This is a genomic window from Micromonospora sp. KC723 (assembly GCF_004348595.1).
Lineage (GTDB): Bacteria > Actinomycetota > Actinomycetes > Mycobacteriales > Micromonosporaceae > Micromonospora.
The window spans coordinates 1-11,889 of record NZ_SMKD01000027.1; the positions used below are offsets into that span (position 1 = coordinate 1).

Annotated in this window: 11 protein-coding genes and 1 pseudogene; 9 read left to right on the forward strand and 3 right to left on the reverse strand. The window is 72.5% G+C overall.

Annotated features, from left to right (window positions below):
* The 3 genes and pseudogenes from E1165_RS08995 to E1165_RS09005 all read right to left on the reverse strand — a co-directional run.
* A partial coding sequence (locus tag E1165_RS08995) for a methyltransferase domain-containing protein (protein ID WP_132389619.1) occupies nucleotides 1–691 on the reverse strand: 691 nt, incomplete at its 3' end.
* 166 nt (nucleotides 692–857) lie between these two features.
* Nucleotides 858–1,103 (reverse strand): annotated as a pseudogene (locus tag E1165_RS09000) (hypothetical protein); the annotation flags it as partial.
* Nucleotides 1,104–1,141: 38 nt separating this feature from the next.
* Nucleotides 1,142–2,779, reverse strand: a complete 1,638-nt coding sequence (locus E1165_RS09005) for an ABC-F family ATP-binding cassette domain-containing protein (protein ID WP_132389623.1) — start codon at nucleotides 2,777–2,779, stop codon at nucleotides 1,142–1,144.
* Nucleotides 2,780–2,871: 92 nt separating this feature from the next.
* Between E1165_RS09005 and E1165_RS09010 the strand changes: the two genes are divergently transcribed.
* From E1165_RS09010 to E1165_RS09050, 9 genes are all read left to right on the forward strand, one after another.
* Entirely contained in the window at nucleotides 2,872–3,642 is a 771-nt protein-coding gene (locus E1165_RS09010; protein WP_132389625.1) for an ROK family protein, read from the forward strand.
* Nucleotides 3,643–3,734: 92 nt separating this feature from the next.
* The gene (locus E1165_RS09015; RefSeq protein WP_132389627.1) at nucleotides 3,735–4,103 is read left to right on the forward strand and encodes a M48 family metallopeptidase; all 369 of its coding nucleotides are present in this window, start codon (nucleotides 3,735–3,737) and stop codon (nucleotides 4,101–4,103) included.
* 147 nt (nucleotides 4,104–4,250) lie between these two features.
* Nucleotides 4,251–4,505 (forward strand): Smr/MutS family protein, encoded by a 255-nt coding sequence (locus tag E1165_RS09020; RefSeq protein ID WP_013736060.1) that lies wholly within the window; start codon nucleotides 4,251–4,253, stop codon nucleotides 4,503–4,505.
* Between the two features lie 257 nt (nucleotides 4,506–4,762).
* Nucleotides 4,763–6,007, forward strand: a complete 1,245-nt coding sequence (locus E1165_RS09025) for a PP2C family protein-serine/threonine phosphatase (protein ID WP_243704672.1) — start codon at nucleotides 4,763–4,765, stop codon at nucleotides 6,005–6,007.
* A complete protein-coding gene (locus tag E1165_RS09030) occupies nucleotides 6,004–7,728 on the forward strand; it encodes an ATP-binding protein (protein WP_132389629.1) in 1,725 nt (574 codons plus the stop codon). Before E1165_RS09025 ends, E1165_RS09030 begins: the two co-directional genes overlap by 4 nt.
* The gene (locus E1165_RS09035) at nucleotides 7,725–8,177 is read left to right on the forward strand and encodes a response regulator (protein WP_132389631.1); all 453 of its coding nucleotides are present in this window, start codon (nucleotides 7,725–7,727) and stop codon (nucleotides 8,175–8,177) included. Before E1165_RS09030 ends, E1165_RS09035 begins: the two co-directional genes overlap by 4 nt.
* Nucleotides 8,170–8,982 carry an inositol monophosphatase family protein gene (locus tag E1165_RS09040; protein WP_132389633.1) on the forward strand — a complete coding sequence of 271 codons (813 nt, stop codon included), beginning with the start codon at nucleotides 8,170–8,172 and terminating at the stop codon, nucleotides 8,980–8,982. The genes E1165_RS09035 and E1165_RS09040 overlap by 8 nt, the downstream gene beginning before the upstream one ends.
* Before the next feature lie 269 nt (nucleotides 8,983–9,251).
* On the forward strand, nucleotides 9,252–10,265 hold the full coding sequence (locus E1165_RS09045; protein ID WP_132389635.1) for a hypothetical protein: 1,014 nt from the start codon (nucleotides 9,252–9,254) through the stop codon (nucleotides 10,263–10,265).
* Between the two features lie 36 nt (nucleotides 10,266–10,301).
* Nucleotides 10,302–11,852, forward strand: a complete 1,551-nt coding sequence (locus E1165_RS09050) for a fused MFS/spermidine synthase (protein WP_132389637.1) — start codon at nucleotides 10,302–10,304, stop codon at nucleotides 11,850–11,852.
* The last annotated feature ends 37 nt before the right edge of the window (nucleotides 11,853–11,889 follow it).

Consider the following 11,889-nt stretch of genomic DNA (forward strand, 5'->3'; position numbering starts at 1 on the left):
GCGGGGCGGCGTCCGGGGGGAGAGGGGTCAGGTCGGCGAAGACGGAGGCGCCGTCACAGCCGGCGTGCAGCGGGTACCAGCGGGGCGTGCCGGGTGGGCGCTGACCGCAGATGCCCTTGAAGGTCTGCACGTCCAGCAGCCGGACGTGCGTCGGGTCGGCGACCGCGTTGACATGCCCCCACCAGGGGCTCATCACGTGCAGCACGCCGCCCGGCCGCAGCACCCGGTGGCACTCGTCCACCAGCGGCAGGAAGTCGATCAGGTGCTCCAGGATGTGCACCGCGAACAGCGCGTCGACCGAGTCGGTCGCCAACGGCAGCGCCCGGCTGAGGTCCGCCACCGCGTCCACCCCCGGCGCCGGGAAGATGTCCAACCCCAGGTTGGACGGGTACTGCTTCTGGCCTCCGCAGCCCAGGTCCACCACCACCGGGTCGCGTCCGGCGACCCGGACCCGGTCCCAGACGCCGAAGACGCCGGCCAGTCGGCCGACCAGCTCCCGGACCAGGCTGAGCTGGGCGGCCCCGGCGACCTCGCCGGTCAGGTGGGCCACCCCCCGGTCGAACCGCACCTCGACGGCGAGCCCGCGCAGCCGCTCGTCGTGCCGGGCCTGGTCGGCCCAGGCCTCCGCGAGGAACCCGTCGATCGCCCGCAGCCGCTCGGCCGAGGGCGGCGTCTGCGCCAGCGCGACCATGGCCACCTCCCGGGCCGCCGTTACCCGGATTCCGGCCTGCTATGCCGGCCTGCCCGGCCGGTGGTCCGCGCGCCGGCTCCGGGCCCCGTGTCGTTCAACCGGACATCGTCCGCCGGACCGTCCGGCCCACGCCGCGGATCCGCTGCCGTGGCGGGGCCGCCGTCTTCGGCCGTTTGAGGTGGTACCGGTGCAGTTCGTTGTTGCCCGGCAGGGACGGGTCCTCGCTCATGGCGACCAGCTCCCAGCCCTGGTCGCCGGCCCGGTTGAGGTGGGCCAGCGCGGTGTCGCCGTACGGCGTCACGTCGACCATCGAGCCGTCCGGGCCGTACCAGACGAAGACGATCTCCCAGCCGATGTCGTCGGTGGCCGGCTGGCGGCGGCGGACCAGCAGCGCGTACTCCCACTTGAGCATGGAGCCATTGTCACCCGGCGCGACCGGGTCGGCACGGGTCAGTCCTCGGCGATCCGTCCGGCGTCGACCCGCAGCCGCCGGTCGACGCGTACCGCCTCCAGCATCCGCCGGTCGTGGGTGACCAGCAGCAGTGTGCCGGCATAGTGCGCCAGCGCCTGCTCCAGCTGCTCGATCGCCGGCAGGTCCAGGTGGTTGGTCGGCTCGTCCAGCACCAGCAGGTTGACCCCCCGGCCCTGCAACAGGGCCAGCGCCGCCCGGGTCCGCTCGCCCGGTGACAGGGTCGCCGCCGGCCGCAGCACGTGCGCCGCGCGCAGGCCGAACTTGGCCAGCAGCGTCCGCACCTCCGCCGGGGTCAGCTCGGGTACGGCCGCGCCGAACGCGTCCAGCAGGGGCTGCTCGCCGAGGAACAGCCCGCGTGCCTGGTCGACCTCGCCGACCACCACGCCGGGGCCGAGCGAGGCGTGCCCGGAGTCGAGCGGCAGCCGGCCCAGCAACGCGGCCAGCAGGGTCGTCTTGCCGGAGCCGTTCGCCCCGGTGATGGCCACCCGGTCGGCCCAGTCGATCTGGAGGTCCACCGGGCCGAGGGTGAAGTCGCCCCGACGTACCACCGCGCCGCGCAGGGCGGCCACGACGGTGCCGGCGCGCGGTGCGGCGGCGATCTCCATCCGCAGCTCCCACTCCTTGCGGGGCTCCTCCACCATGTCCAGCCGTTCGATGAGCCGGTCCGTCTGCCGGGCCTTCGCCGCCTGCTTCTCGCTGGTCTCGCCCCGGAAGTGCTTGACGAACTTGTCGTTGTCGGTGGCCTTGCGGCGGGCGTTGCGCACGCCCTTCTCCATCCAGGCCCGCTGGGTCCGCGCCCGCGCCTCCAGTGCCGCCTTCGTGTCGGCGTACTCCTCGTACTCGGCGCGGGCCTGGCGGCGGGCCACCTCCCGCTCCTCCAGGTAGGCGGTGTAACCGCCGCCGTAGTGCCGGATCTGCTGCTGGGCCAGGTCCAGCTCCAGCACCCGGGTGACCGTTCGGGTGAGGAACTCCCGGTCGTGGCTGACCAGCACCGCGCCGGCGCGCAGCCCGGTGACGAACTCCTCCAGCCGCTTCAGGCCGGCCAGGTCCAGGTCGTTGGTCGGCTCGTCGAGCAGGAAGACGTCGTAGCGGCTGAGCAGCAGTGAGGCCAGCCCGGCCCGGGCCGCCTGGCCACCGGAGAGGCCGGTCATCGGGTGGTCCAGGTCGACGGTGAGCCCCAGTTCGGCGGCGACCTGCTCGGCGCGTTCCGCCAGGTCGGCCCCGCCGAGGCCGAGCCAGCGCTCCAGCGCCTCGGCGTACGTGTCGTCCGCGCCGGCGGCGCCGGCGACGAGCGCCTCGGTGGCGGCGTCCAGCGCCGCCTGCGCCGCGCTGACACCGGTACGCCGGGCCAGGAAGTCGCGGACCGTCTCCCCGGGGCGGCGGTCCGGTTCCTGCGGCAGGTGGCCGACCGTGGCGGTGGGCGGGCTCAGCGTGACGAAGCCCTCCTCGACCGGCTGTAGTCCGGCCAACGTGCGCAGCAGCGTCGACTTGCCGGCCCCGTTGACGCCGACCAGCCCGACCACGTCGCCGGGGGCGACGACCAGATCGAGATCGGAGAAGAGAAGCCGGTCGCCGTGGCCGGCGGCGAGACCCTTGGCGATCAACGTGGCGCTCATAGGGAGCCGAGCCTACCGGGGAGGCGCCGCCCGACCGGCCGGATATCCGCCCCGCGTCACCGTCTGCCGAAGCGCGAGGCAGACTCACTGCCGTGGTGACCACTCTGGCGATCGACTGCGGCGGCGGCGGGATCAAGGCTTCGGTGTTGGACGGGGCCGGCACGATGCGGGCCCGACCGATCCGGGTGCCCACCCCGTACCCGCTGCCTCCGGCGCTGTTCGTCAAGACCCTGCTGGAGCTGGGTGGGCGGCTGCCGGCTGCGGACCGGGTGACGGTGGGGATGCCCGGCATGATCCGGCACGGGGTGGTGGTGGCCACCCCGCACTACGTCACCCGGTCCGGCCCGCGCAGCCGGGTCGACCCGGGCCTGCTCGCCGAGTGGTCCGGGTACGACGCCCGGGGCGCGCTCGCCGACGCCTTCGGGCTGCCGGCGCTGGTGCTCAACGACGCCGAGGTACACGGCGCCGGGGTGGTGGCCGGGACCGGTTGTGAACTGGTGCTGACCCTCGGTACCGGTCTGGGCAGCGCGCTGTTCGACGGCGGCGCGCTCGCCCCGCACCTGGAGTTGTCCCACGCGCCGGTGCGCTGGGGCACCACCTACGACACGTACGTGGGGGAGCCGGAGCGCCGCCGGCTGGGCGACGCCTTCTGGTCACGGCGGATCCGGCAGGTGGTGGAGGGCCTGCGGCCGGTGTTCCGCTGGGACCGGCTGTACCTGGGTGGGGGGAACTCGCGCCTGATCCGTTCCGAACAGGTGGCCCGGATGGGCGACGACGTCGTGGTCGTGCCCAACACGGCCGGCATCGTCGGGGGTGTCCGGGCCTGGGAGCTGATCGCCGACCGGTACGACCCGACCCTCTGACCCGCGATAGCCACCGGAGGAACACTCGCGGTACGGCCGGTGTTGTGCCAGCGTCGACCAAAGGGCGGTACGACACGAGGAGGTGGGTCGGGATGGATCTTCTGGCGGACTACCGGCGGGCGGCCATGTTCTTCGAAGCGGGTGACCCCACCGGAGCGGCCCGGCTGCTCGAGCCGATCGTCGAGGCCGAGCCGGGCAACTCCTCGGTGCGCCAGCTTCTGGCCCGCGCCTACTTCCAGTCGGCCCAGCTCAACCGGGCCGAGGCGCAGTTGCGGGAGCTGGTCGACCGGGACCCGAGCGACCACTACGCGCACCATGTTCTGGGGCGGACGCTGGAGCGGTTGAACCGCTACCGCGACGCGCTGCGGCACCTGCGTATCGCCGCGGCGATGCACTCCGGCAACGACGACTACGCGACCGCGCTGCGTCGGGTGGAGAGCCGGGTCAGCGGCGGTCGCTGAGTTCCGCGCGTGGCATGCGCAGGCGTCGGGGCAGCCCTACGGGGCTGTTCCGACGCGGCTGAGGCGGTGGGTCGTTGCGTGGCCCGGGCGGTGCGGTGGGCCGGAATACCATGGTCGGATGGGACCTGACCGGGCGGTGGGCGCGGCATGAAGCTGAAGTTGGACCTGCACGACATCTTCAACAAGGGCCACGACATCGACCGGGCGCTGCGCGGCATCATGGACGAGGCGGTGGCGAAGAAGGCCACCCTCGTGGAGATCATCCCCGGTAAGGGCTCCGGCCAGCTCAAGAAGCGGGTGCTGCGGTTCCTCGACCAGAAGGACGTCAAGCAGCTCTACCACCGGGTCGAGAAGGACTCGAAGAACTTCGGCCGTCTCTTCGTCCACTTCCGGTGGAAGTAGGGCAGGCATGGTCGAGCGAGGCGGTTCGTCCGGCCGGCGGCGGTTCGTGACATCCGCGCCCGCGACAGGCGACCCCGCCCCGGCCGCTCGGGAACGTGGGCCCGGTATGCCCGCCCGAACGCTTACCGTGTGACGGCCTTGCCCGGGTACGCCCGTGCCGCCACGGTCGTGTTGTGTGCGACCGTTGTCTGATACAGGATCAGCAGGGCACTCGGAAGGAGCCCGACATCACCAGCGACCTCCCGCGTCTCGCGGCGGTGACCCGGCCGCATCGGGGGCCCGGCCTGGCCGGGCCTTCGATGGCGCCGTACCCGCAGGGCGGCCTCGGGCGTCACCCCAACCTGCCGCCCGGCGAACGACTACGGGTGCTGCTGGTCGAGGACGACGAGGGTGACGCCTTCCTGGTGGGCGAACTGCTCGCCGAGACCAACTCGATGATCGACCTGTTGGTCGCGGCCAGCCTCAGTGAGGCGCGGCAGCGGATGGCCGGGGTCGACTGCGTCCTGCTCGACCTCGGGCTGCCGGACGCGCAGGGCCTGGACGGGCTGCGCAAGGTGTTGGACATGGCCAGCGGCGCGGCGGTCTGCGTGTTGACCGGCCGCTCCGACGAGCACCTGGGCATCGTGGCGGTCGCCGAGGGTGCCCAGGACTACCTGGTCAAGGGACAGGTCGACGGGGTGCTGCTGACCCGGGCGCTGCGGTACGCCGTGGAACGCAAGCGGGCCGACGAGAACGCCCGCCGGCTGCGCGAGGTCGAACTGCGTCAGGCCGAGTCGGCCCGCCTGGAGCGTGGCCTGCTGCCACAGCCGCTGATGTCCACCGACGAGGTGTCGGTGCACACCTTCTACCGGCCTGGCCGGCACGCCGCTCTGATCGGCGGGGACTTCTTCGACGTGGTGCAGACCCAACCGGACCGGGTCGACCTGATTGTCGGCGACGTCTGCGGACACGGCGTGGACGAGGCGGCGCTCGGCGTCGAGCTGCGGGTGGCCTGGCGGGCGCTGATCCTGGCCCGCGTGCCCGACGACGAGGTGTTGCCCGCGCTGGAGCAGGTGCTGATGAGCGAACGCCGGCTCCAGGAGATCTTCGCGACCGTCGCCACCGCGCGGCTGGACCTGCGCGCCAACCGCGCCACCGTCCGGCTGGCCGGGCACCCGCCGCCGCTGCTGCTCTCCGGAGGCAAGGTCGCGCCGGTTCCGGCGCCCGGCGGCCTGCTCCTCGGCGTACGACCCCGCCGACCCGTTGCGTTCGACCTGGAGTTCGACACCGATGACTGGTCCTTGTTGATGTACACCGACGGTTTGATCGAGGGGCGGGTGGGCAACGGCGACGACCGGCTCGACGTGCCGGGGCTCGCCGGTCTGTTGGAGGATCCGGCCAACCAGGCGGTGTCGCTCGCCGAGCTGCCGGCCTGGCTGGTCGGTCGGGCGGAGCAGATCAACGGTGGCCCGCTCGCCGACGACGTCGCCATGCTGCTGGTCACCCGTGGCGGTGGCCGGTGAACTCGTACCGCTGGGGATGGACCCTGCGCCGGCGTGTGCTGGCGTTGCTCGCGGTGGTCGGCACGATGCTGGTCGGTCTCGCCGTGGCCGAGGCCGTGGTGGCGGCCCAGAACCAGCGCCACGCCGACGCGGTGCTCCGGGAGACGGGGCCGGCCCGGGCGCAGTCGCAGGAACTGCTCGGCGTGCTGATCAGCCAGGAGACGGCGGTGCGGGGCTTCGCGCTGACCGGCCAGCAGGCGGACCTCACCCCGTACACCGAGGGGATCCGGCGGGAGCAGGAGCTCTATCGCAGCATGGGTGAGCTGCTGCGCCACTATCCGGACATGCTCCGGCAGCTCGACACCGTGCACGCGCGGGCCGACGAGTGGCGGGTTCGTACCGCCCAGCCGGTCATCGACACGACCAACCGGTCCGGCGCCGCTGCCGGGCAGGCGTTGATCACCGACCGTTCCCGCCAGGAGTTCGCCCGGGTCCGGGACTCGGTCACCGCCCTGCAGAGCCTGATCTACGCCGAGCGGGAGCGACGCGCCGAGCAGATCTACCACACGAGCGACCTGCTGGTCCTGCTGCTGATCATCGCGGCGGCGGTGGTCGTGGTGGCCGGCGCGTTGGCCGTGGTCTCGCTGGACCGGGTGGTGATGCGCCCGCTTACCCGGCTGGTGCTCCAGGTCCGTGAGGTGGCGAACGGCAACTACCAGCACCGCATCGAGGGGTCCGGTCCACCCGAGCTGCGCCAGCTCGCGGTGGACGTCGAGGCCATGCGGCAGAAGATCGCCCGGGAACTCGACGAGGTACGCGAGGCACGCCAGAACATCGAGTGGGTCAACAGCCAGCTACAGAAGCAGGCCGAGGAGCTGACCCGCTCCAACCGCGACCTGGAACAGTTCGCCTACGTCGCCTCGCACGACCTCCAGGAGCCGCTGCGCAAGGTGGCCAGCTTCTGCCAGCTGCTGCAACGGCGCTACGCCGGGCAGCTCGACGAGCGGGCCGACCAGTACATCGCCTTCGCCGTCGACGGCGCGCAGCGGATGCAGCGCCTGATCAACGACCTGCTCGCCTTCTCCCGGATCGGCCGGCTCACCAGCGGCTTCACCGAGGTCGACCTGGACAAGGTGATGGGTGACGTGGCCGGGCAGACCGAGGCCGCCCGCCAGTACGCCGACGCCGAGCTGACCTGGGACCGGTTGCCGACCATCCGCGGCGAGGAGCCGCTGCTGACCAACCTGCTGGCCAACCTGGTGAGCAACTCGGTGAAGTTCCGCCGGCCGGACGTCGCCCCGAAGGTGCACGTGTCGGCGCGGCTGGTCGGTGACGAGTGGGAGATCAGCTGCCAGGACAACGGCATCGGCATCGAACCGGAGTTCGCCGACAAGATCTTCGTGATCTTCCAGCGGCTGCACTCCAAGGACGCCTACCCCGGCACCGGCATCGGACTGGCGATCGTCAAGAAGATCGCCGAGTATCACGGCGGCAGGGTCTGGGTGGACACCGCCGTCGGCGAGGGTACGGCGATCCGGTTCACCCTCCCGGCCCGCCCGGAGGACGTCGAGGCGGCGACGGCCGAGGCCGCCGTTGACGAGGCGGGGACCGGCGACACTCCCGACGCGGTGGACCGACCGAACCCGGCCGGCCGACAGCCGGACGGCGCGGCGGACGACGACACGCCGGACGGGACGACGGAGCGGGGTACAACGGGTGACATGAGGGAGACGGTGGGATGACGGCGCCGACCGACGGCAACAGCCCGATCGAGGTCCTGCTCGTGGAGGACGATCCGGGTGACGTGTTGATGACCCAGGAGGCGTTCGAGGAGCACAAGCTCCGCAACCGGTTGACGGTTGTCTCCGACGGCGCCGAGGCGCTGGCCTACCTGCGGCGCGAGGGGCAGTACGCCGACGCCGTGCTGCCCGACCTGATCCTGCTCGACCTGAACCTACCCCGACGCGACGGGCGCGAGGTGCTGGAGGAGATCAAGAAGGATGACCAGCTCTGCCGGATCCCGGTGGTCGTGCTGACCACCTCCCAGGCCGACGAGGACATCCTGCGCAGTTACCAGCTGCACGCCAACGCCTACGTGACCAAGCCGGTGGACTTCGAGCGTTTCATCTCGGTGGTCCGGCAGATCGACGAGTTCTTCGTCAGCGTGGTCAAGCTTCCGCCACGTGGCTGACCGGCTGCGGGACGACGTCGGGGAACTGCTGCGGCAGACCGCGACCGACATCGTGCTGCCCCTGTTCCGGCGGCTCGACGACGCCGACATCGTGGAGAAGGCCCCCGGCGACCTGGTCACCGTCGCCGACCGGCGGGCCGAGGAGCGGATCAGCGAGGCCCTGCGCCGGCTGCTGCCCGGCTCGGTGGTGGTCGGCGAGGAGGCGGTCGCCGAGCATCCCGACCTGCTGCGCCACCTGCGCGGCGGCGGTGACGTGTGGCTGGTCGACCCGGTGGACGGCACCAACAACTTCGCCGTCGGGCGGTCGCCGTTCGCGTTGATGGTCGCGCTGCTGACCGACGGCGAGATGACCGGGGCCTGGGTGCTCGACCCGCTCGCCGGGGTCCTCGCCGACGCCCGCCTCGGTGCGGGCACCCGCCTCGACGGGAAGCCGGTGCGGGCCGCGGATGTCGCCGCGCCGCCCGACGGGAGGATGCGCGGCACCGCCATGACCCGCTACCTGCCTCCGGCCGTTCGTACCCGGGTCGAGGCCGGCGGGGCGCGGCTCGGCGAGCTGCTGCCCGGCCAGCACTGTGCCGGCCGGGAGTACCTGGACCTGCTCACCGGCGACCACCGGTTCGTGCTCTTCTGGCGGACGCTGCCCTGGGACCACGCGCCGGGCGTACTGCTGGTGCGGGAGGCAGGCGGGGTGGCCCGCCGCTTCGACGGCGCCGACTACCATCCCGGCGACGACCGCCCGGGGCTGCTCGTCGCCGCCGACGAAGCCACCTGGTCCACGGCGCGGGCCGCCCTCCTCGACCACTGATCCGACGGGTCGCGGCGCGATCCGCCCGCCGTGGTGGCGAGCGGGGTCCGGCACCACCCGACGCAGACGAAGTGGATCACGGTTGGTCACCGTGCGCGACAGCATCCCTGCGTGGCGTGGGCGATCGATGGCCTCGGGGGTCGCCGGCCTGGTCAACCCGGCTGTGTCCGGTATCGTGACCGGCGGTCATCCGCCGGTTGGCCCGAGCAGCCGGCGGGATCGCCGCGCCGGGGTCGACCGGCCCCGTGGGAAGAGGGAAGGACACCTTCGTGCCCAGGACCAGCATCACCCGCTCGCGGGTGCGCCGGCCGTTGACCGTGCTGCTCGCCGTGCTGGCACTGCTGCTCGGCGGCGGTGCCGTACCGGCCACCGCCGAACCCAACGAGGGTGGCACGAAGAAGCTGCGCGACGCACTGGAGGCCGCCGCCAAGGGCCACCTGGAGGCCAAGGCGAAGCTGGAGAACTCCAAGCGCCGCCAGATCGAGCTGACCAACGAGCTGAAGGCGGTCGAGGTACAGCTGGTCGGGCTGAACGCCCAGGTCGGCGAGGTGGCCGCGCAGTCGTACCGGCTGGGCCGGCTCACCACGGCCTCGGCGTTGCTCAACAGCGCCACCCCCGAGGTGTTCCTCCAGCGCGCCGCCGAACTCGACGTGATGGGCCAGCGGGACGCCCGGCGGCTGCGCGAGTACCACACCGCGAAGGAGACCGCGGCGCAGGCCAAGCTGGCTATCGACGCCGAGGTGCGGGAGCAGCAGAAGCAGGTCGCCGCGCTGGCCAAGCGGAAGCGGGACGCCGAGCAGGCGCTCGCCACGGTCAGCTCCGGCACCAGCGCGGGCTTCCGCGGCGGTGCCCGTTCGGCCGCCCCGGCCAAGCGCAACTCCGACGGCTCCTGGCCGTCGGAGTCCTGCTCGGTCAACGACCCGACCACCGACGGATGCATCACCCCGCGTACCCTGCACGCCCTCCGGCAGGCCCAGGCCGCCGGCTACAAGCGGTACGTCAAGTGCTTCCGCCCCGGCGGCGACGGTGAACACCCGAAGGGCCGGGCCTGCGACTTCTCCGCCGCCACCAGCACCTTCAAGGACGAGACCGCGACCGGCGGGGACAAGGCGTACGGCGACAGCCTGGCGAACTACCTGCAGAAGAACGCCGACCGGCTCGGCGTGCTCTACGTGATCTGGTACCGGCAGATCTGGCTGCCCAACACCGGTTGGCGGGCGTACAGCGGCTCCGGCAGTCCGGCCGCCGACCACACAAACCATGTTCATCTTTCGATGAACTGAGTCGGAGGCCCAGGAACGCTGCGTACCATCGCGACGGTGAGCAGCTCATCCTCCGACGTCATGGTCGATCCGGCGCCCACGCCGGCCGCCTCCCGCGCGCTGCCCAACGGGCTCGCCGCGTTCCTGGTCTTCCTCTCCAGCGGTGCCGTGCTGGTGCTGGAGACGGTCTCGCTACGTCTGGTCGGCCCGTACGTCGGGGTGACCCTCCAGGTGACCAGTTCGGTGATCGGCATCGCGCTGGCCGCCATCGCGTACGGGGCCTGGACCGGCGGCTGGCTCGCCGACCGGCGTGACCCGCGTCCGTTGCTCGCCCCGGCGCTGGTGCTGGCCGGCATCGCCTCGGCGGTCACCCTGCCGGTGGTCCGGTACGCCGGTGAGGTGTTGCGGGGCGGGGCGGCCAGCGCCATCCTGCTGCTCGTGGCGGCGGCCGTCTTCGTGCCGGCGGCCCTGCTGTCGGCGGTCACCCCCCTGGTGGTGAAGCTCCAACTCGCCGACCTGCGCCGCACCGGGCAGGTGGTGGGCCGGTTGTCCAGCATCGGCACCCTCGGCGGGATCAGCGCCACCCTGGGCACCGGCTTCGTGCTGGTGGCGGCACTGCCCAGCACCGTCATCCTGATCGCGTTGGCGGCGCTGCTCGGCGTCACCGGCCTCGCCCTCGGCGTCTACCTGCGCCGGCAGGAGGGTGCCGGGCGGGCCGGTCCGGGCCGGGTGAAGGCCGCCCTGGCGGTGCTCGGGCTGGTCGGCGCCGGGCTCGGCGCGGTCGCGCCGAACCCGTGCGACGTGGAGACCGCCTACCACTGCGCCCGGGTGGCGGTGGACCCCTCGCGCGCCTCCGGCCGGGTGCTGTATCTCAACTCGGCCCAGCACTCGTACGTGGACCTGGCCGACCCCACCCACCTGGAGTACGCGTACACGCAGTGGATCGGCGCGGCGGCGGACGTGGCGGCGCCGGAGGGCCGGCGGCTGGACGCGCTGCACCTGGGCGGGGGCGGGTTCACCATGCCCCGCTACCTGAGCGCCACCCGGCCCGGCAGCCACAACCTGGTGTTCGAGATCGACGGTGGGCTGGTCGATCTGGACCGGCGTGAGCTGGGCGTACGTCCGGGGCCGGAGCTGCGGGCGGTGGTCGGTGACGCCCGGATGCTGGTCGCCGCCGAGCCAACCGACAGTCGGGACTTCGTCGTCGGGGACGCCTTCGGACACCTGGTGGTGCCCTGGCACCTGGCCACCCGGGAGATGGCGGCCGAGGTACGGCGGGTGCTCCGGCCCGGCGGGTTGTACGTGCAGAACGTCATCGACTATCCGCCGGGGCGGTTCATCCGCAGCGAGGTGGCCACCGTGGCGGCCGAGTTCCGGCACGTCGCGCTGGTCGCGCCGGCCGACGCGCTCGCCGGCGCGGTGGGGTCGAACTTCCTCATCGTCGCCTCGGACGCGCCGCTGCCGTCGGACGCGCTCGGTCAGCGCCTCGGCGACCTGGACTCGGTTCCGGACCTGCTCTCCGGCGGCGCGCTGGCCGCGTTCGTCGATGACGCCCTGGTGCTCACGGATGACTACGCTCCGGTGGACCAGTTGCTCGCGACCGCCTGATCAGGTGATTACCTGACCGATTCCGATTACCCAGGTG

Bases quoted from the DNA above. Each gene is read 5' to 3' on its own strand.
- E1165_RS09005 (WP_132389623.1), bottom strand. From the start codon at position 2,779: ATGAGCGCCACGTTGATCGCCAAGGGTCTCGCCGCCGGCCACGGCGAC.
- E1165_RS09015 (WP_132389627.1), top strand. From the start codon at position 3,735: ATGGATCTTCTGGCGGACTACCGGCGGGCGGCCATGTTCTTCGAAGCG.
- E1165_RS09020 (WP_013736060.1), top strand. From the start codon at position 4,251: ATGAAGCTGAAGTTGGACCTGCACGACATCTTCAACAAGGGCCACGAC.
- E1165_RS09035 (WP_132389631.1), top strand. From the start codon at position 7,725: ATGACGGCGCCGACCGACGGCAACAGCCCGATCGAGGTCCTGCTCGTG.